Source organism: Streptomyces bungoensis (assembly GCF_001514215.1).
Taxonomy (GTDB): Bacteria; Actinomycetota; Actinomycetes; order Streptomycetales; family Streptomycetaceae; genus Streptomyces; species Streptomyces bungoensis.
Genome location: NZ_KQ948856.1, coordinates 195,886 through 219,662, shown reverse-complemented (window position 1 = coordinate 219,662; position 23,777 = coordinate 195,886). Strand labels below are relative to the sequence as shown.

Annotated in this window: 18 protein-coding genes; 9 read left to right on the top strand and 9 right to left on the bottom strand. The window is 71.8% G+C overall.

The features are described 5' to 3' along the window. The first annotated feature begins 34 nt into the window (after nucleotides 1–34). Nucleotides 35–1,090, top strand: a complete 1,056-nt coding sequence (locus AQJ66_RS15485; RefSeq protein WP_061921318.1) for an LLM class F420-dependent oxidoreductase — start codon at nucleotides 35–37, stop codon at nucleotides 1,088–1,090. A 199-nt stretch (nucleotides 1,091–1,289) separates the two neighbouring features. Beyond that, a complete protein-coding gene (locus tag AQJ66_RS15480) occupies nucleotides 1,290–2,078 on the top strand; it encodes a hypothetical protein (RefSeq protein WP_061921316.1) in 789 nt (262 codons plus the stop codon). Nucleotides 2,079–2,085: 7 nt separating this feature from the next. Here the strand turns inward: AQJ66_RS15480 and corA are convergent, their stop codons facing one another. Beyond that, nucleotides 2,086–3,081: a magnesium/cobalt transporter CorA gene (corA, locus tag AQJ66_RS15475; RefSeq protein ID WP_061921729.1), complete on the bottom strand. Its 996-nt coding sequence runs from the start codon at nucleotides 3,079–3,081 to the stop codon at nucleotides 2,086–2,088. A gap of 62 nt (nucleotides 3,082–3,143) precedes the next feature. Between corA and AQJ66_RS15470 the strand changes: the two genes are divergently transcribed. From AQJ66_RS15470 to mshC, 4 genes are all read left to right on the top strand, one after another. After that, entirely contained in the window at nucleotides 3,144–3,830 is a 687-nt protein-coding gene (locus tag AQJ66_RS15470; RefSeq protein ID WP_061921315.1) for a histidine phosphatase family protein, read from the top strand. A gap of 92 nt (nucleotides 3,831–3,922) precedes the next feature. Next, nucleotides 3,923–4,513 (top strand): DUF3090 domain-containing protein, encoded by a 591-nt coding sequence (locus AQJ66_RS15465; RefSeq protein ID WP_061921312.1) that lies wholly within the window; start codon nucleotides 3,923–3,925, stop codon nucleotides 4,511–4,513. After that, nucleotides 4,477–5,316 carry an SCO1664 family protein gene (locus AQJ66_RS15460; RefSeq protein ID WP_061921309.1) on the top strand — a complete coding sequence of 280 codons (840 nt, stop codon included), beginning with the start codon at nucleotides 4,477–4,479 and terminating at the stop codon, nucleotides 5,314–5,316. Before AQJ66_RS15465 ends, AQJ66_RS15460 begins: the two co-directional genes overlap by 37 nt. Nucleotides 5,317–5,424: 108 nt before the next feature. Next, nucleotides 5,425–6,654, top strand: a complete 1,230-nt coding sequence (gene mshC / locus AQJ66_RS15455) for a cysteine--1-D-myo-inosityl 2-amino-2-deoxy-alpha-D-glucopyranoside ligase (RefSeq protein WP_061921726.1) — start codon at nucleotides 5,425–5,427, stop codon at nucleotides 6,652–6,654. Nucleotides 6,655–6,717: 63 nt separating this feature from the next. On the opposite strand, the gene AQJ66_RS15450 is transcribed toward mshC, so the two are convergent. The 6 genes from AQJ66_RS15450 to AQJ66_RS15425 all read right to left on the bottom strand — a co-directional run bounded on the left by AQJ66_RS15450 (nucleotide 6,718) and on the right by AQJ66_RS15425 (nucleotide 14,019). Continuing rightward, complete coding sequence (locus AQJ66_RS15450) at nucleotides 6,718–7,707, bottom strand: PAC2 family protein (RefSeq protein WP_061921298.1); 990 nt, start codon at nucleotides 7,705–7,707, stop codon at nucleotides 6,718–6,720. Nucleotides 7,708–7,871: 164 nt separating this feature from the next. Continuing rightward, nucleotides 7,872–8,543: a FadR/GntR family transcriptional regulator gene (locus AQJ66_RS15445; RefSeq protein ID WP_061921295.1), complete on the bottom strand. Its 672-nt coding sequence runs from the start codon at nucleotides 8,541–8,543 to the stop codon at nucleotides 7,872–7,874. A gap of 224 nt (nucleotides 8,544–8,767) precedes the next feature. Continuing rightward, on the bottom strand, nucleotides 8,768–10,384 hold the full coding sequence (locus AQJ66_RS15440; RefSeq protein ID WP_061921292.1) for a glycerol-3-phosphate dehydrogenase/oxidase: 1,617 nt from the start codon (nucleotides 10,382–10,384) through the stop codon (nucleotides 8,768–8,770). Between the two features lie 52 nt (nucleotides 10,385–10,436). Beyond that, nucleotides 10,437–11,975 carry a glycerol kinase GlpK gene (gene glpK / locus AQJ66_RS15435; RefSeq protein ID WP_061921289.1) on the bottom strand — a complete coding sequence of 513 codons (1,539 nt, stop codon included), beginning with the start codon at nucleotides 11,973–11,975 and terminating at the stop codon, nucleotides 10,437–10,439. A gap of 62 nt (nucleotides 11,976–12,037) precedes the next feature. Further along, complete coding sequence (locus AQJ66_RS15430; RefSeq protein WP_061921286.1) at nucleotides 12,038–12,832, bottom strand: MIP/aquaporin family protein; 795 nt, start codon at nucleotides 12,830–12,832, stop codon at nucleotides 12,038–12,040. Between the two features lie 422 nt (nucleotides 12,833–13,254). Beyond that, nucleotides 13,255–14,019: an IclR family transcriptional regulator gene (locus AQJ66_RS15425; RefSeq protein ID WP_061921283.1), complete on the bottom strand. Its 765-nt coding sequence runs from the start codon at nucleotides 14,017–14,019 to the stop codon at nucleotides 13,255–13,257. A gap of 307 nt (nucleotides 14,020–14,326) precedes the next feature. On the opposite strand from AQJ66_RS15425, the gene metH reads away from it, so the two are divergent. From metH to AQJ66_RS15410, 3 genes are all read left to right on the top strand, one after another. Beyond that, a complete protein-coding gene (metH, locus tag AQJ66_RS15420; protein WP_061921280.1) occupies nucleotides 14,327–17,839 on the top strand; it encodes a methionine synthase in 3,513 nt (1,170 codons plus the stop codon). Between the two features lie 606 nt (nucleotides 17,840–18,445). Next, entirely contained in the window at nucleotides 18,446–19,147 is a 702-nt protein-coding gene (locus AQJ66_RS15415) for an HAD family hydrolase (protein ID WP_061921277.1), read from the top strand. A gap of 433 nt (nucleotides 19,148–19,580) precedes the next feature. Further along, a complete protein-coding gene (locus AQJ66_RS15410; protein WP_061921274.1) occupies nucleotides 19,581–21,185 on the top strand; it encodes an ABC transporter substrate-binding protein in 1,605 nt (534 codons plus the stop codon). A gap of 101 nt (nucleotides 21,186–21,286) precedes the next feature. On the opposite strand, the gene AQJ66_RS15405 is transcribed toward AQJ66_RS15410, so the two are convergent. Together AQJ66_RS15405 and AQJ66_RS15400 are read right to left on the bottom strand one after the other, a co-directional pair. Then, nucleotides 21,287–21,958, bottom strand: coding sequence for a response regulator (locus AQJ66_RS15405; RefSeq protein ID WP_020939010.1), 672 nt, complete (start codon nucleotides 21,956–21,958; stop codon nucleotides 21,287–21,289). Nucleotides 21,959–21,972: 14 nt separating this feature from the next. Next, the gene (locus AQJ66_RS15400) at nucleotides 21,973–23,049 is read right to left on the bottom strand and encodes a RecB family exonuclease (RefSeq protein WP_167359164.1); all 1,077 of its coding nucleotides are present in this window, start codon (nucleotides 23,047–23,049) and stop codon (nucleotides 21,973–21,975) included. Nucleotides 23,050–23,777: the final 728 nt, after the last annotated feature.

Sequence of the window (23,777 nt, the reverse complement as noted above, 5' to 3'; positions counted from 1 at the left end):
CACAGGACGTTACTCATGGGTAAGGGGATCGGCCATGCAGCTCGGGATCAACCTCGGCTACTGGGGCGCCGGAATGGACGCGGACAATCTGGCCGTGGCGCAGGAGGCCGAGCGGCTGGGCTACTCCGTGTGCTGGGCCGCCGAGGCGTACGGCTCGGACGCGGCCACGGTGCTCAGCTGGGTCGCCGCACAGACCGAGCGCATCGACGTCGGCTCGGCCATCTTCCAGATTCCGGCCCGGCAGCCCGCGATGACCGCGATGACGGCGGCGACGCTGGACTCGCTGTCCGGCGGCCGCTTCCGGCTGGGCCTCGGCGTGTCCGGCCCACAGGTCAGCGAGGGCTGGTACGGCGTCCGGTTCGACAAGCCGCTGGCCCGCACCCGCGAGTACGTGGAGATCGTCCGCCGGGCGATGACGCGCGAGCGCCTGACGTTCGAGGGCGAGCACTGGACGCTGCCGCTGCCCGGCGGCCCCGGCAAGCCCATCAAGCTGACCGTGCACCCGCAGCGCGAGCACATCCCGCTGTACATCGCCGCGATCGGCCCGAAGAACCTGGAACAGACCGGCGAGATCGCCGACGGCGCCCTGCTGATCTTCCCCTCCGCCGAGCACCTGGAGGAGACGACGATCACCCACCTGCGCGCCGGCCGCGAGAAGGCCGGCAAGTCCCTCGACGGCTTCGACGTCTGCCCGACCCTGCCCCTCGCGGTCGGCGACGACAAGGACGTGGCCCGGCTCGCCGACACCTTCCGCCCCTACACCGCGCTGTACGTCGGCGGCATGGGCAGCGCCAAGCAGAACTTCTACAACCGGCTCGCCCAGCGCATGGGGTACGAGAGGGAGGCCGCCGAGATCCAGGAGAAGTACCTGTCCGGCGACAAGCAGGGCGCCGCCGCCGCGATCCCGCAGGACCTCATCGACAAGACGACCCTGCTGGGCTCCGTCGACCGCATCGCGGACCGGATGAAGGCCTACGCGGCCGCCGGCGTCACCACGCTCAGCCTGGCCCCCGCCGGCTTCACGCTCGACGAGCGCATCGCCTCCCTGCGGGCCGGCAGCGAGGCCCTGGAGCGCGCCGGGCTGGCGTAGGGAAGGATTCAGCGGCCGTGGTGGGGGCTCGGGGGGTCTTCCCCGCCACGGCCGTCACGAAGGACAACGCGCCGGACGCCGCACGGTTACGACCCCGGCGGTGCTCCTTTCGGCCCAGCGTGCCCGGGCACGTGTTGCGCGCCCACTGTGCCCCCATTTGACTCATTCTCCGCGGGGATTCTGCAGAGAGGTGTCGTCCATGCTGTCGGCCAAGAGTCTGTTCCGGGAGATCCTCGGCGACGACGAGTCCTTCCGGCTCTTCTGCTCCATCGCCGCCGGCGGGGAGACCCAGGGCGGCTGGGAGAACGCCCGGATCGCCGCCCTCGTCCCCGAGAGCGAACGCGGCCTCGCCCCGAAGATCGCCCGCCACGGCGCCGACGAGGACAAGCACGGACGGATCTTCCGGGCCCTTCTGACCAAGCGGGGACTCACCCCGGTCCCGGTCCCGCCCGACACCGACTACACGATGCTCCTGGAGCGGCGCGGCATCGGACTCGCCCACTCCAGGCTCCGGCGGGACGATCCGCTCACCGTCCGCGACATCGTCGTCTACCTCGCGCACAGCCGCGTCACCGAACAGCGCGCCGCCGAGCAGATGCGCCTGCTGTGCACCCTCTTCGCCGGCCACCCCGAGATCGGCAGGGCCGTCCGCGTGATCGCACGCGACGAGGACAACCACCTCGCCTACACCCACGAGGAGCTCCTGCGCCTCGCCGCCGCCGGGCACGGCCGCTTCATCCGGGACACCCTGCGCGCGTGCGCGCGCGCCGAGGTCCGCGTCCACCGGGACGTCAGCCTCGCCGTCATGGCCCGTATGGGCCGCATCCTCGGCTGGTCCCGCGCCAGGTCCGCCGCCCTCGCGGCCGGCATCCACGCCCTGTACGCCTACGAGCGCCTCGGCGGCCTGCGCCGCATGACCACCCTGCGGATGCCCGAGCGCCGCGACGCCCTCGGCGGGCCCGCCACACCCGCCTCCGAGGCCGCCTGAGCCCGGCTCACATCCAGCCCCGCCGCTTGAACAGCCGGTACAGCAGCACCTCCAGGACGGCCATCACCGCGATCACCGCCGGGTACGACCACATCCAGTGCAGCTCGGGCATGTGGTCGAAGTTCATGCCGTAGATCCCCGCGATCATCGTCGGGACCGCGGCCATCGCCGCCCACGCCGAGATCTTCCGCATGTCGTCGTTCTGCCGCACGCTCATCTGCGCCAGATGCGCGGACAGGATGTCCGACACCAGCCGGTCCAGACCCTCCACGGACTCGTTCACGCGCGAGAGGTGGTCGTTCACGTCCCGGAAGAAGGGCCGCGCCTTGTCGTCCACGAACGCCACCCCGCCGCCGAGCGCGCCGGTGCCCGACAGCCGGGTCAGCGGCGGCGCGAGCGGCCCCGTGGCCCGGCGGAACTCCAGGACCTGCCGCTTGAAGGTGTAGATCCGCGACGCGGTGTGCCGCGAGCCGCCGCCGTCCGGCGAGAACACCTCCGCCTCCAGCTCCTCCAGGTCCGTCTGCAGCTCCGTCGCCACGTCCAGGTAGTGGTCGACGGTGGCGTCGGCGATCGCGTACAGCACCGAGGTGGGACCCTTGCCCAGCATCTCGGGCTCCTCCTCCAGCCGGCGCCGCACCGCGGCCAGCGGCGCGCCCTCGCCGTGCCGGACGGTGACGGCGAACCCGTCACCGACGAAGACCATCACCTCGCCCGCCGACACGGTGTCGCTCTCCGGCTCGTACACGACCGGCTTGAGCACCATGAACAGCGAGTCGTCGTACACCTCCAGCTTCGGCCGCTGATGCGCCTTGAGGGCGTCCTCGACGGCCAGCGGGTGCAGCCCGAACTCCTCGGTGACCAGCGTGAACTCCCGCTCGGAGGGCTCATGCAGCCCGATCCACACGAACCCGCCCGCCGCCCGGGCCTCCTGCAGCGCGTCGGACAGGTCCTCCGGGCCCTCGGCACGGTGCCCGTGCCGGTAGATGGCACAGTCCACGATCACGGAGCGCATTCTCCCTTCGTCCGCACCCCGGCGGCCGCCGCGGTGCGCTTACGCTGGTCCGCATGCCCACGCTCATCCTTCTCAGGCACGGACGGTCCACCGCCAACACCTCGGGTGTCCTCGCCGGCTGGACACCCGGCGTCGCCCTGGACGAGCGCGGCACCGCCCAGGCCGCCGCGCTGCCCGCCCGGCTCGCGGGCCTGCCCGTCAGCGAGGTCGTCGCCAGCCCTCTGCAGCGCTGCCAGGAAACCGTACGGCCACTGCTCGAGGCCCGGCCGGGTCTGCGCTGCCACACCGACGAGCGGATCGGGGAGTGCCACTACGGCGACTGGTCCGGCCGCAAGCTCGCCGAGCTGAAGGACGAGCCGCTGATGGAGGTCGTCCAGGCCCACCCGTCGGCCGCCGCCTTCCCGGGCGGCGAGTCCATGCGGGCCATGCAGACCCGCGCCGCCGAGGCCGTACGCGAGTGGAACGCGCGCGTGGAGCGCGACCACGGCGCCGACGCCGTCTACCTCATGTGCTCGCACGGCGACATCATCAAGGCGCTCGTCGCGGACGCGCTCGGGCTGCATCTCGACCTCTTCCAGCGGATCTCGGTGGAACCGTGTTCCATCACCGCGATCCGCTACACCCGCCTCAGGCCGTTCCTCGTCCGCCTCGGCGACACCGGGGACTTCGCCTCCCTCGCCCCGCGCGAGGAGCCCCCTTCCGACGACGCACCGGTCGGAGGTGGTGCGGGCGCACCGTGATCGTCTGCCGCAGTAGGGTGAAGCGATCCGCACAGCCGCCCGCCCGCGTGCCCCCGCACGGCAGCAACTCTCGAGACCCATGGAGACAGGACGTGTCCCGTCAGGTGTTCCTCTACGATCCGCCGGACCGCTTCGTGGCCGGCACGGTCGGACTGCCCGGACGCCGTACGTTCTTCCTCCAGGCCACCGCAGGCTCCCGGGTGACCAGCGTGGCCCTGGAGAAGACCCAGGTCGCCGCCCTCGCCGAGCGCATGGACGAACTGCTGGACGAGGTCGTCCGGCGCAGCGGCGGCAGCGCGGCCGTCCCCGCCGTGGCGCCCACGGAGGTCGCCGACACCGACCCGCTGGAGACCCCCGTCGAGGAGGAGTTCCGGGTCGGCACCATGGCCCTCGCCTGGGACGGCGAGGAACAGCGCATGATCGTGGAGGCCCAGGCCCTGGTGGAGCTGGAGGCCGACACCGACGAGGACCTCGCCGAGGCCGAGGAAAGGCTTCTCCAGGACGAGGAGAACGGGCCCCCGATGCTGCGGGTCCGGCTGACCGGCGCGCAGGCGAGGGCCTTCGCCAAGCGCGCCCTGGACGTCGTCAACGCCGGGCGGCCGCCGTGCCCGCTGTGCAGCCTCCCGCTCGATCCGGAAGGACACGTATGTCCGCGCCAGAACGGATACCGCCGCGGAGCGTGACGCCCGTCGACGTGGCCGCGGACGCGGCCTCCGCCGAGCTGCTCGCGCGCGGTGAGCTCACCGTGCGCGGCCGGATCCGCGAGGCGTCGAACGCGGCGCTCTTCTGCACGGTCGCCCTCGACGGCAGGGAAGCCGGCTGCGTGTACAAGCCCGTGGCCGGCGAGCGCCCGCTGTGGGACTTCCCCGACGGCACCCTGGCGGGCCGCGAGGTGGCCGCCTACGAGGTCTCCGAGGCCACCGGCTGGGGCCTCGTCCCCCCGACCGTGCTGCGCGACGGCCCGTACGGCGAGGGCATGTGCCAGCTGTGGATCGACGTCGCCGCCGAGGCCGAACTGCTCGCCCTGGTGGACGGCGAGGAGCCCGAGCCGGGCTGGAAGGCGATCGGACTCGCCGACGTCGGCGAGGGCCGCACCGCGCTGCTCGTGCACGCCGACGACGAGAGGCTGCGCCGCCTCGCCGTGCTCGACGCGGTGATCAACAACGCCGACCGCAAGGGCGGCCACCTGCTGCCCACCGCCGGCGGACGCCTGTACGGCATCGACCACGGCGTCACCTTCAACGTCGAGGACAAGCTGCGCACCCTGCTGTGGGGCTGGGCCGGGGAACCCCTCACCGAGGAGGCCGTCCGCGTCCTGGAGGGGCTGCGGGGCGCCCTCGACGCCGGGCTGGGCGCACGGCTGGCCGCGCTGATCACGGCGGCCGAGATCGACGCCACACGCGCGCGGGTCGACGCGCTCCTCGCCTCCGGCCGGCACCCCGAGCCGGGCGGGGAGTGGCCGGCGATCCCCTGGCCCCCGGTGTGACCGCACCGGTCCCACCACAGCCGCCGGGAAAGTGCAAGAGTGCCCGACCGGCCATTCGGCCCGATCCCGTTCGTCTACGCAGCTCGCGGCCGGGTTAGGCTCATGTACATGCATGCCTGGCCCGCTTCCGAGGTCCCCGCCCTGCCTGGTCAGGGCCGCGACCTGAGGATCCACGACACCGCGACCGGCGGCCTCGTCACCCTCGACCCCGGTCCCGTCGCCCGTATCTACGTCTGCGGCATCACCCCGTACGACGCGACCCACATGGGTCACGCGGCGACCTACAACGCGTTCGACCTCGTGCAGCGCGTGTGGCTCGACACCAAGCGGCAGGTGCACTACGTCCAGAACGTCACCGACGTCGACGACCCGCTGCTGGAGCGCGCGGACCGCGACGGCGTCGACTGGGCCGCCCTCGCCGAGCAGGAGACGGCCCTCTTCCGCGAGGACATGACCGCCCTCAGGATGCTCCCGCCGCGGCACTACATAGGCGCCGTCGAGGCCATACCCGGCATCGTCCCGCTCGTGGAGCGGCTGCGCGACCTCGGCGCGGCCTACGATCTGGAGGGCGACGTCTACTTCTCCGTCGAGGCCGACCCGCACTTCGGCGGCGTCTCCCGCCTCGACGCCGAGGCCATGCGGCTGCTGTCCGCCGAGCGCGGCGGCGACCCGGACCGCCCCGGCAAGAAGAACCCGCTGGACCCGATCCTGTGGTTGGCCGCCCGCGAGGGCGAGCCCAGCTGGGACGGCGGCTCCCTCGGCCGGGGCCGGCCCGGCTGGCACATCGAGTGCGTGGCCATCGCCCTCGACCACCTGGGCATGGGCTTCGACGTCCAGGGCGGCGGCTCCGACCTGGCCTTCCCGCACCACGAGATGGGCGCCTCGCACGCCCAGGTGCTCACCGGCGAGTTCCCCATGGCCAAGGCCTACGTCCACGCCGGCATGGTCGCCCTGCACGGCGAGAAGATGTCCAAGTCCAAGGGCAACCTCGTGTTCGTCTCCCGGCTCCGCCGCGACGGCGTCGACCCGGCCGCGATCCGGCTCGCCCTGCTCGCCCACCACTACCGCTCCGACTGGGAGTGGACCGACCAGGTCCTCCAGGACGCCCTGGACCGCCTCGGCCGCTGGCGCGCGGCCGTCTCCCGGCCCGACGGGCCGTCCGCCGACGCGCTCGTCGAGGAGGTCCGCGAGGCCCTCGCCGACGACCTGGACGCGCCCGCCGCGCTCGCCGCGGTGGACCGCTGGGCGGCCCGCCAGGAGGCGGAGGGCGGCACGGACACGGCCGCGCCCGGTCTGGTGACCCGGACCGTCGACGCGCTGCTGGGCGTGGCCCTGTAGCCGTACCGGACACGGCCGCGCAAACGGCGGAAGGGCGGCTCCCCACCGGGGGAACCGCCCTTCTCAGTCCTCGGAGGTGTCCTCGTCCTCGCCGTCCGCGGATTCCGTCGTGTCCGGCTTCGGCGGCTTCGGCGGCCGGCTGCGGCCACCGGGCGTGTCGCGCCGGAAGGAACCGCCCTCCCCGCCGTCCGCCGTGGCGTGCCCGCCCTGCGGACTGTCCCGGCGCCGCAGATAGCGCTCGAACTCGCGGGCGATCGCCTCGCCGGACGCCTCGGGCAACTCCGCGGTGTCCCGCGCCTCTTCGAGCGTCTGCACGTACTCGGCGACCTCGCTGTCCTCGGCCGCCAGCTGGTCCACGCCCACCTGCCAGGCCCGCGCGTCCTCGGGCAGCTCACCCTGCGGGACGCGCAGGTCCAGCAGGTCCTCCAGGCGGTTGAGAAGGGCCAGCGTGGCCTTGGGGTTGGGCGGCTGGGAGACGTAGTGCGGCACGGCCGCCCACAGCGACACCGCCGGGACGCCCGCGTGCGCGCACGCCTCCTGCAGGACGCCGACGATGCCCGTCGGGCCCTCGTACTTGGTCTCCTCCAGGTCCATGCGCCGGGCCAGGTCGGCGTCGGACGTGACCCCGCTGACCGGCACCGGGCGGGTGTGCGGGGTGTCACCGAGCAGGGCGCCCAGGATGACCACCAGCTCCACGCCCAGTTCGTGCGCGAAGCCCAGCAGCTCGTTGCAGAACGACCGCCAGCGCATGGACGGTTCGATGCCGCGCACCAGCACCAGGTCGCGCGGTTTCTCCCCGCCGACCCGGACCACCGACAGCCGCGTCGTCGGCCATGTGATCTTGCGCACCCCGTTGTCCATGAAGACCGTGGGCCGGTTCACCTGGAAGTCGTAGTAGTCCTCGGCGTCCAGCGCCGCGAACACCTCGCCCTTCCATTCGCGTTCCAGATGCGCGACCGCGGTGGAGGCGGCGTCGCCGGCATCGTTCCAGCCCTCGAACGCGGCCACCATGACTGGGTCGATCAGCTCGGGAACCCCCTCCAGCTCGATCACCCAGTGCCTCCTTCCGACGTGCCCTCGCCTGACGTCCCAACCTTACGGCGTCCGGCGGGGGCGCCCGCAGCCCCCCGGCCCGGGGGGATGCCCGGATCACTGCCCCGATCACCAGGCCGGAACACCCCGGCGTGCCGACCGGGCCGGCCCCGCGGCGCCCCGGCTCACAGCGTGGACCGCAGCCACCGCTCCACGCCGGCGATGTGGACGGTCGCCCAGCAGCGCGCCGCCTCCGCGTCCCGGTCGCGCAGCGCGGCCAGGATCGCCCGGTGCTCGCGCAGGGTGCGCCCGACCGCGTCCTCCTGGGTGAGCCCGCGCCAGATCCGGGCCCGCGTGGTGGGCCCCGACAGCCCGTCCAGCAGGGAGCACAGCACCGGGTTCCCGGCGCCGCGCACGATGCCCCGGTGGAACTCCAGGTCGGCGGCGACCAGTTCGTCCACCGACGGTTCGTCACCGAGCGCGTCCAGCCCGGCCGACAGCGCGTCCAGCTGCCGCTCGCTGATGCGCGGCGCCGCCATCGCCGTCGCGGCCGGCTCCAGGACGCGGCGCACGGCCAGGAACTCCAGCACCGTGTCGTCGCGGTGGAAGTCGACGACGAAGCCCAGTGCCTCCAGCAGGAGTTGGGGGTCCAGGCTGGTGACGTAGGTGCCGTCGCCCTGCCGCACGTCGAGGATCCGCATCAGCGACAGCGCCCGTACGGCCTCCCGCAGCGAGTTGCGGGACAGACCCAGCCCGGCGGCGAGTTCGCTCTCCTTGGGCAGCCGGTCACCGGGGCGCAGCGCACCCGAGACGATCATGTCCTTGATCTTCTCGATCGCCTCGTCGGTCACTGCCACGACGGGTCTCCCTCGGCCTCAGACATCGGATGTCCAGGTCACCCTAGGCCACCTCACGCGGCCCGGCGCCTGGCTGCCGACAGCGGGCGCCCACGCGCGGGAGGGGCGGCTCCATCGGCGTGGAGCCGCCCCTCCCGGCTGTTCCGGACCCGGTGCGGCGGGGTCCGGAGCGTCGGCGGGGTCCGGTCCCGGTCAGGGGAGGAGGAACCGGATCCCGCCGAGGCCTACTTCTTGTCGAGCAGGTCCTGGACCTTGGTGCGGACCTCGTCCGTGGCCAGGCCCCGGATGGTCAGCGTGGTCCGGCGGCGCAGCACGTCGTCCGTCGTCTCGGCCCACTCGTGGTCCCGGGCCCAGACCACCTGGGCCCAGATCTCCGGGGCGTCGGGGTGGACGCGCTCGGCCAGCTCCGGGTTGTCGTTGGCCAGACGGGCGATGTCGAAGGCCAGGGAGCCGTAGTGGGTGGCCAGGTGCCGGGCGGTGTCGGCGGCCATCCGCGGGCCGGGCGCGGGACGGTCGGTCAGCAGCCGGTGGGCGACCGCGCGCGGGTTGGCGATGCCCGGCAGCGGCAGCTTCTTCGGCAGCGCGGAGATCGGCTCGAAGTCGTCGCCCAGCGGGTGGCCCGGCAGCTCCTCGAGCTTCTTCATCACCGTGCGGCCGATGTGCCGGAAGGTGGTCCACTTGCCGCCCGCCACGGACAGCATGCCGCCCCTGCCCTCGGTGACGACCGTCTCGCGCTTGGCCTTGGCGGTGTCGCCCGGGCCGCCCGGCAGCACGCGCAGGCCGGCGAAGGCGTAGGTCATCAGCTCACGCCTGAGCTGCCGGTCCCGGACGGAGAACGCGGCCTCGTCCAGGATCTGGGCTATGTCCTTCTCGGTGACGGACACGTCCGCCGGGTCGCCCTCGTACTCCTCGTCGGTGGTGCCGAGCAGCAGCATGTCCTCCCACGGGAGGGCGAAGGTGATGCGGTACTTGTCGATCGGGGTCGCGAGGGCGGCCTTCCACGGAGAGGTCCGCTTCAGCACCAGGTGCGCGCCCTTGGACAGCCGGATGGACGGGGCCGCGTTCGCGTCCTCCATGCGGCGCAGGTGGTCGACCCAGGGGCCGGTCGCGTTCAGCACCAGGCGGGCGTTGACCCCGAACTCCTCGCCGGACATCCGGTCCCTGAGCTCGGCGCCGGTGACCCGGCCCTTGGTGAAGCGCAGGCCGGTGACCTCGGCGTGGTTGAGGACGACGGCGCCCGCCTCGACGGCCGCGCGGACCGTCATCAGCGCCATCCGGGCGTCGTTCATCTGGTCGTCGCCGTACACCGCGACGGCCCTGAGGTTCTCGGTGCGCAGCTCGGGCACGTCCTGCGCCGCCTTGGCGGGGGAGAGCAGGTGGCCCACGCCGTCACCGAACGCGGAGAGCGCGGAGTAGGCGAAGACGCCCGCCCCGAGCTTCGCCGCGCCGTGCGGCCCGCCCTTGTACACGGGGAGGTAGAAGGTGAGAGGGTTCGCCAGGTGGGGGGCCACCTGGCGGGAGACCGCACGGCGCTCGAAGTGGTTCTCCGCCACCAGCTTCACCGCGCCGGTCTGCAGGTAGCGCAGGCCGCCGTGGAGCAGCTTGGAGGAGGCGGAGGAGGTGGCACCGGCGAAGTCGCCGGCGTCGACCAGCGCCACCCTGAGCCCGGACTGCGCGGCGTGCCAGGCGGTGGAGATGCCCAGGATGCCGCCGCCGATCACAAGAAGGTCGTACGACGCCTTGGCGAGCTGCTCCCTGGTCTCGGCCCGGCTCGGGAGCGAGCCGGAGGCCGGGTGCGTCCCCAGGGCAGGCAGGGTCTGCAGGGTGGAGGGACTGGTCATGTCGGGTACTTACTCCTCGTCAGAGCTGTCTGAGCCGGCCGTGGTCGGCCGCTCAGCTCTCGTCTTCGAGCCAGCCCATGGTCCGGTCGACGGCCTTGAGCCAGTTCTTGTACTCACGGTCGCGGGTGGCCGCGTCCATGTGGGGGGTCCACTCGGCTGCCCGGCGCCAGTTGGCACGCAGTTCGTCGGTGCTGGACCAGAAGCCGACGGCGAGGCCGGCGGCGTAGGCGGCGCCGAGGCAGGTGGTCTCGGCGACCATCGGGCGCACCACGGGTGCGTCCAGGACGTCCGAGAGGGTCTGCATCAGCAGGTTGTTGGAGGTCATGCCGCCGTCGACCTTGAGGGTCACCAGCTCGTCGCCGGAGTCCTTGACCATGGCGTCGGCGATCTCCCGGGTCTGCCAGGCGGTGGCCTCCAGGACGGCGCGCGCGAGGTGCGCCTTGGTGACGTACCGGGTCAGGCCGGCGATCACACCGCGGGCGTCGGAGCGCCAGTGCGGGGCGAACAGGCCGGAGAAGGCCGGTACGAAGTAGGCGCCGCCGTTGTCCTCGACCGAGAGCGCGAGTGTCTCGATCTCGGCGGCGGTGGAGATCAGGCCCATCTGGTCGCGCATCCACTGCACCAGCGAGCCGGTGACGGCGATCGAGCCCTCCAGGGCGTAGACCGTCGGCTGGTCGCCGATCTTGTAGCCGACGGTGGTCAGCAGACCGGCGTAGGAGTTGATGATCTTGGAGCCGGTGTTCATCACCATGAAGGTGCCGGTGCCGTACGTCGACTTGGTCTCGCCCTCGGAGAAACAGGTCTGGCCGAACAGGGCCGCCTGCTGGTCGCCGAGCGCGGAGGCGACCGGGATGCCGCCGAGCAGGTCGCCCAGCTTGCCGCCGGTGATCTCGCCGTAGACCTCGGCGGAGGAGCGGATCTCGGGCAGCATCGCCAGCGGGACGCCGATGGACTCGGCGATCTTCGGGTCCCACTGCATGGTGTGCAGGTTCATCAGCAGGGTGCGCGAGGCGTTGGTGACGTCGGTGACGTGCTTGCCGCCGTTGACACCGCCGGTCAGGTTCCAGATGACCCAGCTGTCCATGGTGCCGAACAGGATGTCGCCCGCCTCGGCGCGCTCCTGGAGCCCGTCGACGTGGTCGAGCAGCCAGCGGGCCTTCGGGCCGGCGAAGTACGAGGCCAGCGGGAGGCCGGTCTCGCGGCGGAAGCGGTCCTGGCCGACGTTGCGCCCGAGCTCCCGGCACAGGCCGTCGGTGCGGGTGTCCTGCCAGACGATCGCGTTGTGGACGGGCTCACCGGTGTTCTTGTCCCACAGCACGGTGGTCTCGCGCTGGTTGGTGATGCCGATGGCCTTGATGTCGTCACGGGTGATGCCGGCCTTCTCGACGGCTCCGGCGACGACCTCCTGGACGTTGGTCCAGATCTCCGTGGCGTTGTGCTCGACCCAGCCCGGCTTGGGGAAGATCTGCTCGTGCTCCTTCTGGTCGACGGAGACGATGCGGCCGTCCCGGTCGAAGACGATGCAGCGCGAGGAGGTGGTGCCCTGGTCGATAGCAGCGATGAACGGGCCTGCGGTGTGGGCGTCGGTCACTGTGTGCTCCTGGAATCCGTGGGTGTGGGGCTGTGCGTACGGCGCGTGCGCGCAGCGCGCCCTTAGGCGAAAGCGACGTTGTAGATGCCTGCGGCGATCGCGCCGCCGACCAGCGGACCGACCACCGGGACCCAGGCGTAGCTCCAGTCGGAGCCGCCCTTGTTGGGCAGGGGCAGCAGGGCGTGCACGATGCGCGGACCCAGGTCACGGGCGGGGTTGATCGCGTAGCCCGTGGGGCCGCCGAGCGAGAGACCGATGGAGACGACCACCAGGGCGGTGATCAGGGCGCCCAGGGTGCCCAGGCCGTTGCCCTTGTCGTTCAGGCCCTGCGTGAGGACGGCCAGCACCAGCACCACGGTGCCGATGATCTCCGTGAGCAGGTTCTGCACCGCGTTGCGGATCTCAGGACCGGTGGAGAAGACACCGAGCACCGGGCCGGCGCCCTTCTCCTGCGCCTCGACGGCCTTGGCCGTCGTGGCCTGCGCACCCGGGCCGCCGACGATCTCCTTGTCGGTGAGGTGCGCGTGGAACTGGCCGTAGTAGGCCACCCACACCAGGGCCGCGCCGATCATGGCGCCCAGCAGCTGGCCGCCCCAGTACACGGGGACGTTGCTGAAGTCCTTGTCCTTGATCGCGAGGGCGAGCGTCACGGCCGGGTTCAGATGGGCGCCGGAAAGCGGCGCGGAGGTGTAAACGGCCGTGAGAACGGCGAAACCCCACCCGAAGGTGATGGCGAGCCAACCGGCGTTACGGGCCTTGGAGGCCTTCAGCGTCACGGCGGCGCACACGCCACCGCCGAGCAGGATGAGTATGGCGGTACCGATGGTCTCGCCGATGAAGATGTCGGAGCTGGACACCCGCGACTCCTTTGTCCTTCGTCCAGGGAAGCCGAACCCCGGGTCCCTCCGGGGATTGGCGCCCTCGGGGGTGAGAGCGATGCCGGCCCTTGGCGTTGTCACACTCTAGCGCGTATTGCCGGTAGGTGTTCGACAATGCCGACCGATGGACGGGAGTCTCGCTGCGGCGTCACGCATGCGTCAAGGGTTGTGTTGTCGAAAACAGGATCGTTATCGATCGCTGCCGGTTGTCGCCCTTTCCTGACCGTTTCCGGATTTCCCGGCTTTCCTGGCTTTTCCTGCACTGACACACGTTTCTCCCCGTATGTCCATTTCAGGGTATGGCGAGAACCGGAACGCCGCTCGCGTCCCGGTCGTCCGTGCTGATCACCTGCCGGCGGGCGGCGATCACCGCCGCGTGAAAGGGGCCCCGGTGCGGCCGGTCAGAACCGCTGCGCGCCCAGGTCCCGGGACACCGCACGCGCGCAGTCCCGCACCGCCGCGATCAGGTCGGGCCGCAGCTCGCCCCCGCGGCACAGCCGCTCCACCGCGCCCGTGATGCCCACCGCGCCCACCGGCATGCGGCGCCGGTCGTGGATGGGCGCGGCCACCGAGGCCACGCCCTCCCAGGTCTCCTCCACGTCCGCCGCGTACCCCCGCGCGCGCGTGAGGTCCAGCAGGTGCTCGAAGTCCGCCGGCTCGCACACCGTACGGTCGGTGAACGGCTTGCGGTCGGCCTCCAGCGCCTCGCTGTGCGCCACCGGGTCGTAGGCGGACAGCACCTTGCCCAGCGCCGTGGAGTGCAGCGGCTGCATGGCCCCGATCTCCAGCACCTGCCGGCTGTCGTCCGGCCGGAACACGTGGTGCACGATCAGCACGCCCTGCTGGTGCAGCACCCCCAGGTACACGCTCTCCCCGCTGGAGCGGGCCAGGTCGTCCGTCCACACCAGCGCCCGCGCCCGCAGCTCGTGCACGTCGAGGTAGGTGGTGCCCAGGCGCAGCAGCTCCGCGCCCAGCTGGTAGCGCCCGGAGGTGTCGTCCTGCTCGACGAAGCCCTCCTGCTGGAGGGTGCGCAGGATGCCGTGGGCGGTGCCCTTGGCGAGGCCCAGCGACGAGGCGATGTCCGACAGGCCGAGCCGTCGCTCGCCACCCGCGAGCAGCCGCAGCATCGCGGCCGCCCGTTCGAGCGACTGGATGTTCCGTGCCATCGCCGTCCTGCCTCCGTCCTCTTCGGCCGTCACCGAACAGCATCAACCATGCTGTTCGGCAATGCCGAACACTACCGGTCGTTGTCGACCGACCGCCAATGGTCCGCCCACACCTGTTACATCCGCGGTGGCGCAGCCGTCGTCCTTCGGCCACATGGCCCGGTCCCCGGCGTCCGCCCGCGTCCGCCTCGTGGACGCCGGTGCCCATCCAAGCCCACACCCGGTTACCCTGGCGCCGTGCCCCTTGCCCGGCCGCGTCCGGGCAAGCCGCATAGCCGACAGCCGTCGCATCCCAGGGAGCACCTTCATGGCCTCGTTGCCGCCGACCCCTTCCGCCGACAGCCGGACCCGTGCGTCCGCGCTCCGAGAGGCCCTCGCCACCCGTGTGGTGGTCGCCGACGGAGCGATGGGCACCATGCTCCAGGCCCAGGACCCCACCCTCGAGGACTTCCAGCACCTCGAGGGCTGCAACGAGATCCTCAACCTCACCCGCCCCGACATCGTCCGCTCCGTCCACGAGGCGTACTTCGCCGTGGGCGTCGACTGCGTCGAGACCAACACGTTCGGGGCCAACCACGCGGCCATGGCGGAGTACGACATCGCCGACCGCGTGTACGAACTGTCCGAGGCCGGCGCCCGCATCGCCCGCGAGGTGGCCGACGCGTTCTCCGCCGACGGCCGCCAGCGCTGGGTCCTCGGCTCCATCGGCCCCGGCACCAAGCTGCCCACCCTCGGCCACATCGGGTACACCACGCTGCGCGACGGCTTCCAGGCCAACGCCGAAGGCCTGCTCACCGGCGGCGCCGACGCGCTGATCGTGGAGACCACCCAGGACCTGCTGCAGACAAAGGCCTCCGTCCTCGGCGCCCGCCGCGCCATGGAACGCCTCGGCATCGAGGTGCCGCTGCTGTGCTCCATGGCGTTCGAGACCACCGGCACGATGCTGCTGGGCTCCGAGATCGGCGCCGCGCTGACCGCGCTGGAGCCGCTCGGCATCGACATGATCGGCCTGAACTGCTCGACCGGCCCCGCCGAGATGAGCGAGCACCTGCGCTACCTCACCCGGCACTCCCGCATCCCGCTGCTGTGCATGCCGAACGCCGGCCTGCCGGTCCTCACCAAGGACGGCGCCCACTTCCCGCTCGGCCCCGAGGGCCTGGCCGACGCCCAGCAGAACTTCGTACGGGACTACGGCCTCTCCCTCGTCGGCGGCTGCTGCGGCACCACCCCCGAGCACCTGCGCCAGGTCGTCGAACGGGTCCGGGGCCTCACCCCCACCGAGCGCCGCCCCCGGCCCGAACCCGGCGCCGCCTCCCTCTACCAGAGCGTCCCCTTCCGCCAGGACACCTCCTACCTGGCCATCGGCGAGCGGACCAACGCCAACGGCTCCAAGAAGTTCCGCGAGGCCATGCTGGAGGGCCGCTGGGACGACTGCGTGGAGATCGCCCGGGAGCAGATCCGCGAGGGCGCGCACATGCTCGACCTCTGCGTCGACTACGTCGGCCGGGACGGCGTCGCCGACATGGAGGAGCTCGCCGGCCGCTTCGCCACCGCCTCCACCCTGCCGATCGTCCTGGACTCCACCGAGGTCGACGTCATCCGGGCGGGCCTGGAGAAGCTGGGCGGCCGCGCGGTGATCAACTCCGTGAACTACGAGGACGGCGCAGGCCCCGACTCGCGCTTCGCGCGCGTCACCGCGCTCGCCCGCGAGCACGGCGCCGCCCTGATCGCGCTCACCATCGACGAGGAGGGCCAGGCCCGCACCCCCGAGAAGAAGGTCGAGATCGCCGAACGGCTGATCGAGGACCTGACGGTGAACTGGGGCATCCACGAGTCCGACATCCTCATCGACACCCTGACCTTCACCATCTGCACCGGCCAGGAGGAGTCCCGCAAGGACGGCGTCGCCACCATCGAGGCCATCCGCGAACTCAAGCGCCGCCACCCGGACGTCCAGACCACCCTCGGCCTGTCCAACATCTCCTTCGGCCTCAACCCGGCCGCCCGCATCCTGCTGAACTCCGTCTTCCTCGACGAGTGCGTCAAGGCGGGCCTGGACTCGGCGATCGTCCACGCCTCCAAGATCCTGCCGATCGCCCGGTTCAGCGAGGAAGAGGTGCAGACCGCCCTCGACCTCATCCACGACCGCCGCCGCGAGGGCTACGACCCGCTGCAGAGGCTCATGCAGCTCTTCGAGGGCGCCACCGCCAAGTCCCTCAAGGCGGGCAAGGCCGAGGAACTGGCCGCACTGCCGCTGGAGGAGCGCCTCAAGCGCCGCATCATCGACGGCGAGCGCAACGGCCTGGAGGCCGACCTCGACGAGGCGCTGCAGGAACGCCCCGCCCTCGACATCGTCAACGACACCCTCCTGGACGGCATGAAGGTCGTCGGCGAGCTGTTCGGCTCCGGCCAGATGCAGCTGCCGTTCGTGCTCCAGTCCGCCGAGGTGATGAAGGCGGCCGTCGCCCACCTCGAACCGCACATGGAGAAGTCCGACGCCGAGGGCAAGGGCACCATCGTGCTCGCCACCGTCCGCGGCGACGTGCACGACATCGGCAAGAACCTCGTCGACATCATCCTGTCCAACAACGGCTACAACGTCGTCAACCTGGGCATCAAGCAGCCCGTCTCCGCGATCCTGGAAGCCGCCGAGGAGCACCGGGCCGACGTCATCGGCATGTCCGGCCTCCTGGTGAAGTCCACCGTGATCATGAAGGAGAACCTGGAGGAGCTCAACCAGCGCGGCCTCGCCGCCCGCTTCCCGGTCATCCTCGGCGGCGCCGCCCTGACCCGCGCCTACGTCGAGCAGGACCTGCACGAGCTCTACCAGGGCGAGGTCCGCTACGCCCGCGACGCCTTCGAGGGACTGCGCCTGATGGACGCCCTGATCGGCGTCAAGCGGGGCGTGCCGGGGGCGAAGCTGCCCGAACTGCGCCAGCGCCGGGTGCGCGGCACGGCCGCCGTGGAGGTGACCGAGCGCCCGGAGGAGGGGCACGTCCGCTCCGACGTCGCCACCGACAACCCCGTGCCCACCCCGCCCTTCTGGGACACCCGGATCGTCAAGGGCATCCAGCTCAAGGAGTACGCGAGCTGGCTGGACGAGGGCGCGCTGTTCAAGGGCCAGTGGGGCCTCAGGCAGGCCCGCACCGGCGAGGGGCCGTCGTACGAGGAACTCGTCGAGACCGATGGCCGCCCCCGGCTGCGCGGCCTGCTCGACCGGCTGCAGACCGAGAACCTCCTCGAAGCGGCCGTCGTCTACGGCTACTTCCCCTGCGTGTCCAAGGACGACGACCTGATCATCCTGGACGAGCAGGGCAACGAACGCACCCGCTTCACCTTCCCGCGCCAGCGCCGCGGCCGCCGCCTGTGCCTGGCCGACTTCTTCCGCCCCGAGGAGTCGGGGGAGACCGACGTCGTCGGCCTCCAGGTCGTCACCGTCGGCTCCCGCATCGGCGAGGAGACCGCCAAGCTCTTCGCCGCCGACGCCTACCGCGACTACCTCGAACTGCACGGCCTGTCCGTCCAGCTGGCCGAGGCCCTCGCCGAGTACTGGCACGCCCGCGTCCGCGCGGAACTCGGCTTCGCCGGCGAGGACCCCGCCGGCATCGAGGACATGTTCGCCCTGAAGTACCGCGGCGCCCGCTTCTCCCTCGGCTACGGCGCCTGCCCCGACCTGGAGGACCGCGCCAAGATCGCCGAACTCCTCAGGCCGGAGCGCATCGGCGTCCACCTGTCGGAGGAGTTCCAGCTCCACCCCGAACAGTCCACGGACGCCATCGTGATCCACCACCCGGAGGCCAAGTACTTCAACGCCCGCTGACCCCTCCCGGGGTCGGCCGGGGAACGCCGGACACGCCCCGTTCCGCACGGGGCGCCGGCCGGCCGCGTGGCGCTGCCCGCAACCGGCCGCGTCGATGGTCGCCGGACTCCGGGGGCTCGCACCGGTGACGCCCGCTCGGCCGACGGCGGTCGGGCTGGTGCGGCGCGCTCGGTCGGGGGTCGGTGCGGGCTCGCAGCCGGTGCGCGTCGGTGGTCGCCGGACTCCGGGGGCTCGCCACCGGTGACGCCCGCTCGGCCGACGGGGGTCGGGCCGGTGCGCCCGGTGTGGCGCCTGGGCGACAGCGGCTGGGCGACAGCGGGTGCGGCCCACCGCGGGTGCGGCGCTCCCGTCGAGAGCCGGTGCGCCGCCCGCGTCCTTCCGGGGGCCGGCCGGCCGCGTCCGCCGGGCCGCGGAGCCTCCCGCGCGGTCCGCGCGCGGGCATAGTGAAGGGCCTCCTGGCCTGCGCGAAGGTGTTGAAGGGGGTACCCCGACACCGGTGGGATAAACGAGGCGCTTTGCCCGGCGGAGTCGTACACTGGTCGGTCCACCGCAGGCCGGTTCCCGTACGGGAACCGGCCTGCTCGTCCCTCAAGGAGGTGCGCCCGGATGACCAGTACGGTCCCCGCGCTCGGAAGACGTACGGCCGAAGGCTCCACCCTGCAGGCCGTGCTCCTCGACATGGACGGCACCCTGGTGGACACCGAGGGCTTCTGGTGGGACGTCGAGGTGGAGGTCTTCGCCACCCTCGGCCACACCCTCGACGAGTCCTGGCGGCACGTCGTGGTCGGCGGCCCGATGACCCGCAGCGCCGGCTTCCTCATCGAGGCCACCGGCGCCGACATCACCCTCGCCGAACTCACGGTGCTGCTCAACGACGGCTTCGAGAGCCGTATCGGCCGCAGCCTGCCCCTGATGCCCGGCGCCGCCCGGCTCCTGGCCGAACTCCACACGCACGCCGTCCCCACCGCCCTGGTCTCCGCCTCCCACCGGCGCATCATCGACCGGGTGCTGTCCGTGCTGGGCCACCACCACTTCCACCTCTCCATCGCCGGCGACGAGGTCTCCCGCACCAAGCCCCACCCCGACCCCTACCTGCTCGCCGCCGCCGGACTCGGCGCGGACCCGGCGCGATGCGCGGTCGTCGAGGACACCGCCACCGGCGTCGCCGCCGCCGAGGCGGCCGGCTGCCACGTCGTCGCCGTCCCCTCGGTCGCCCCCATCGTCCCCGCCGAACGGCGCACCGTCGTGACCTCCCTGGAAGAGGTCGACCTGACATTTCTGCGCGGCCTGATGACGGAAATGCTCTAGCCGTTCACGGGGAGTACCCTCAGGGCCGGAGAGTGGTGGACAAAATTACGGGGAAGTACACCCGCGGGTAATTACCTGGGGAACGCCCGGCCGAATTCCGGTAAGCGCTACCACAGTTGGCAGTGTGACGTTCCCCACCCCCGAACGGCTCGACATCGTTGCCAAAGTATGCCGACCGGCCCGGACGGGGGTCGCCGGGCGGATCCTTGTGTCCCGTTTCATGGGACGCTGCACTAATCCTGCCGCTGTCGGGTGTTCGGTGTGTCGGCAGCCGGTTTCACTCCGTGATGGCGTACCGGCTCGGCTGACTGTGAACCGCCCCGCGGGCGCGGACTAATCTCGTCGCGAGAACATCGCCGTAACCCCCGTGTGCCGCCGCACCACCGATGCATGCCGGATACACGGACCCGAACAGCTCTGGAGAAACTCCCGCATGAACCGCAAGACTTTGGTGCTGCCGGCAGTCGCCGGCCTGCTCACGCCGGTTCTCGCCGCGTGCGGCGGATCCGACAGCGGGAGCAAGAGCGACAACGCCATCGTCGTCGGTACCACGGACCGGTTCACCGCCACGAGCGACGCCCCCGCGCCTCTCGACCCCGCCTACGCCTACGACGTCGGCACCTGGAACATCCTGCGCCAGACCGTGCAGACGCTGATGACCCAGCCCAAGGGCGAGGGCGACCCCGTGCCCGACGCCGCCGAGAGCTGCTCGTTCACCGACACCGGCAACGAACGGTACGCCTGCAAGCTGCGCGCGGACCTGAAGTTCGCCAACGGCGACAAGGTCACCGCCCAGGACGTCAAGTACTCCATCGAGCGCGCCCTGCGCATCAAGGCGGACAGCGGTGTCTTCGCCCTGCTCAGCACCATCGACACCGTCGAGACCCAGGGCGACCGCGAGGTCATCTTCCACCTGAAGACCGCCGACGCCACCTTCCCGTTCAAGCTGTCCACCCCGGTCGCGGGCATCATCGACCCCGCGGACTACGACAAGGGCAAGCTGCGGGACGGCTTCGACATCGACGGCTCCGGCCCCTACACGATGAAGGCCGACGTCAAGGACAACACGATCGTCAGCGCCACCTTCACGAAGAACCCGAACTACAAGGGCTACGTGAAGCTGAACAACGACCAGGTCGTGCTCCGCTCCTTCGACGACGCCCAGGACATGGGCGCCGCGATCGACAAGGGCGACATCGACGTCATGACCCGCACCATGTCCCCGGCGCAGATCCAGAAGCTCGACGCCGGCTCCGACGAGAACGCCGACCTCGTCGACATGCCCGGCCTGGAGATCCGCTACCTCGCCTTCAACACGAACGCGCCGAGCGTGAAGGACAAGGCCGTCCGCCAGGCCATGGCCCAGCTCATCAACCGCGGTGAGCTCGTCTCCAAGGTCTACGGCACCCAGGCCCAGCCCCTGTACTCGCTGGTCCCCGCGAGCGTCACCGGCCACTCGAACTCGTTCTTCAACACCTACGGCAACCCCAGCGCCGCCAAGGCGAAGGAACTGCTCAGCAAGGCCGGCATCACCACCCCGGTCAAGCTCACCCTGCACTACACCACCGACCACTACGGCTCGGCCACCAAGCAGGAGTTCGAGATCCTGCAGAAGCAGCTCAACGGCAGCGGTCTGTTCGACGTCAGCATCCAGGGCCACCCCTGGGCGACGTTCCGGCCCGCCGAGCAGAAGGGCCAGTACGACGTCTACGGCATGGGCTGGTTCCCCGACTTCCCCGACGCCGACAACTTCCTCGCGCCCTTCCTCGACAAGGACAACACCCTCGGCTCGCCGTACTCCAACAGCACCATCCAGCGCACGCTGATCCCGGAGTCCCGCCGCGAGGCCGACCGGCTCAACGCCGCCAAGACCCTGACGCAGATTCAGGACATCGTCGCCGAGGACGTCCCCATCCTGCCGCTGTGGCAGGGCAAGCAGTACGTCGCCGCGCGCGACGACGTCACGGGCGTCTCCTACGCCCTCAACTCGTCCGCGACGCTCCAGCTGTGGGAGCTCGGCCGCGGCGTGAACGGCTGACGGGCACCACCGCACCCGCGGCCGACCGGCAGCACGAAGGGCGCCCCCCGGACGGGGGGCGCCCTTCGCCGTGTCCTCAAGGACCTCATGTCCTCAGGACCTCACTGCGCCCCGGGACGCACCAGCCCGCTCTCGTAGGCGTACACCGCGGCCTGCACCCGGTCCCGGAGACCGAGCTTGGTCAGCACATGCCCCACGTGCGTCTTCACCGTCGTCTCGCTGACGAACAGGTCCGCGGCGATCTCCGCGTTCGACAGCCCGCGCGCCACCAGCTTCAGCACCTCCACCTCACGGTCGGTGAGGGTGTGCAGGGTGTCCGGCACCGGCTCCTCACCCGAGGGAAGGTGCGTGGCGTACTTGTCCAGCAGACGCCGGGTGATGCTCGGCGCCAGCATCGCCTCACCCCCGGCCACCACCCGGATCGCCTGCACCAGCTCGTTGGCGGGCGCGTCCTTCAGCAGGAACCCGCTGGCCCCGGCCCGCAGCGCCTCCACCACGTACTCGTCCAGATCGAACGTGGTCAGCACCAGCACCTTCGCCGGCCCGTCCCGGCCCGGACCGGTGATCTGCCGGGTCGCCTCCACCCCGTCCATCCTGGGCATCCGGATGTCCATGAGCACGACATCCGGCTGCAGCGCACGCACCTGGTCGAGGGCCTGCAGGCCGTCGCCGGCCTCACCCACGACCGCGATGTCCTGCTCGGCCTCCAGGATCATCCGGAAACCGGTGCGCAGCAGGGGCTGGTCGTCGACCAGTAGGACACGGATGGCCACGTGACACTCCTTCGCTAGTCCGGCCCCATTCTGCCCTGCCCCCCGGAGCCGGAACCGGCCCCCCTCGGCGCCGACTCCAGCGGGTACGGCGGGGGAGTACCGCCGAACTCCGGGCAGTGCGCCTGGTGATCGCACCAGCCGCACAGCTTCGTCGGCCGCGGCCGCCAGTTCCCGCTCTCCGTGGCCTCCCGGATCGCCTCCCACAGCGCCAGCAGCTTGCGCTCCACCCGCTCCAGATCGGCGAGCACCGGATCGTAGGTGAGCACGTCCCCGCTGCCGAGGTACACCAGCTGCAGCCGCCGCGGCACGACCCGCTTCAGCCGCCACACCACCAGGGCGTAGAACTTCATCTGGAACAGCGCGCCCTCCGCGTACTCCGGCCGCGGCGCCTTGCCCGTCTTGTAGTCGACGATCCGCACCTCACCGGTCGGCGCGACGTCCACCCGGTCGATGATGCCGCGCAGCCGCAGCCCCGACTCCAGCTCCGCCTCCACGAACAGCTCACGCTCGGCCGGCTCCAGCCGCGCCGGGTCCTCCAGCGTGAACCAGCGCTCCACCAGCCGCTCCGCCTCGGCGAGCCACCGGGCCAGCCGCTCCCCGTCCGGATCGTCGGCGAACAGCTCGCCCACCTCGGGCCTGCTCTCCCGCAGCCGGTCCCACTGCCCCGGGATCAGCGACTTCGCCCGCGGCGCGGTCCGCTCCGCGGCCGGCGCGTCGAACAGCCGCTCCAGCACGGCGTGCACCAGCGTGCCCCGGGTCGCCGCCTCGCTTGGCTTCTCCGGCAGCCGGTCGATCACCCGGAAGCGGTACAGCAGCGGGCACTGCATGAAGTCACTGGCCCGGGACGGGGACAACGAGGCCGGTGCCACCGCCACCCGCTCACCCGATCTGGCCTCCGGCACCGGCGCGACGACGGAACCCGTCCGCGCGGCCGTCCCGGCGAGCGCGGCTGTCACCTCGGCCGTAGCCCCGGCCGGCACGGTGGCCGCACCGGCGGCCCCGGCCGCCGAGGCAGCCCCCGCGTCCGCCCCCGCCGCCGACGGCTCCGCCGCGCCCGGCCGGGCCCCCGCGTCCTCGATGCTGCTGTCCATGACCACAGACCATACGGGCCGGCACCGACAGTGACCCAGCCGCGGGCCGCGTGGACGCGCTACGCCGGGGCAAACACAAAGGGAGCCGGGGCGGAACGTGCCACCACGGCCGCATACCATCGACCCGAGACCTTCTGCCCGGCAGGCGCGGAAGACGCTTCGAACGAGGGGACACCGTGGACGTGAGCGGCGGGAACGGGCAGCCGCGGCCCGGCGACGACAAGCCGGCCGAGCACCCCGCGGGTCCTGTGCCCCCGCCAACCGACCCCACCGACCCCGCCGGCCCGGAACCCCGGGCCACCCCCACGCCCCCGTCCCGGGACGCCACCGATCCCGCCGGCGACCGCGGCCCGGGAAGCCGGGCGACTCCCACGCCCCCGTCCCGGGACACCCGCGAGCCTGCCGGCGACCCCGGTTCGGGGCACCAGGCGACTCCTGCGCTCCCGTCCCGTGACGCCACCGGTCCTGCCAACGACTCCGGCTCGGAAAGCCGGGCGACTCCCGCGGCCCCGTCCCGGGACGCCACCGAGCCCGCCGGCGACCGCGGCCCGGGAAGCCGGGCGACTCCCGCGGCCCCGTCCCGGGACACCCGCGAGCCTGCCGGCGACCCCGGTTCGGAGCACCAGGCGACTCCTGCGCTCCCGTCCCGTGACGCCACCGGTCCTGCCAACGACTCCGGCTCGGAAAGCCAGGCGACTCCCGCGACCCCGTCCCGGGACGCCACCGAT

Coding starts and splice junctions, on each gene's coding strand:
- AQJ66_RS15460 (WP_061921309.1), top strand. CDS start 4,477: ATGTCCGCGCCAGAACGGATACCGCCGCGGAGCGTGACGCCCGTCGAC.
- metH (WP_061921280.1), top strand. CDS start 14,327: ATGGCCTCGTTGCCGCCGACCCCTTCCGCCGACAGCCGGACCCGTGCG.
- AQJ66_RS15415 (WP_061921277.1), top strand. CDS start 18,446: ATGACCAGTACGGTCCCCGCGCTCGGAAGACGTACGGCCGAAGGCTCC.
- AQJ66_RS15400 (WP_167359164.1), bottom strand. CDS start 23,049: ATGGACAGCAGCATCGAGGACGCGGGGGCCCGGCCGGGCGCGGCGGAG.
- AQJ66_RS15485 (WP_061921318.1), top strand. CDS start 35: ATGCAGCTCGGGATCAACCTCGGCTACTGGGGCGCCGGAATGGACGCG.
- AQJ66_RS15440 (WP_061921292.1), bottom strand. CDS start 10,384: ATGACCAGTCCCTCCACCCTGCAGACCCTGCCTGCCCTGGGGACGCAC.
- AQJ66_RS15470 (WP_061921315.1), top strand. CDS start 3,144: ATGCCCACGCTCATCCTTCTCAGGCACGGACGGTCCACCGCCAACACC.
- mshC (WP_061921726.1), top strand. CDS start 5,425: ATGCATGCCTGGCCCGCTTCCGAGGTCCCCGCCCTGCCTGGTCAGGGC.
- AQJ66_RS15425 (WP_061921283.1), bottom strand. CDS start 14,019: ATGGCACGGAACATCCAGTCGCTCGAACGGGCGGCCGCGATGCTGCGG.
- AQJ66_RS15480 (WP_061921316.1), top strand. CDS start 1,290: ATGCTGTCGGCCAAGAGTCTGTTCCGGGAGATCCTCGGCGACGACGAG.
- AQJ66_RS15410 (WP_061921274.1), top strand. CDS start 19,581: ATGAACCGCAAGACTTTGGTGCTGCCGGCAGTCGCCGGCCTGCTCACG.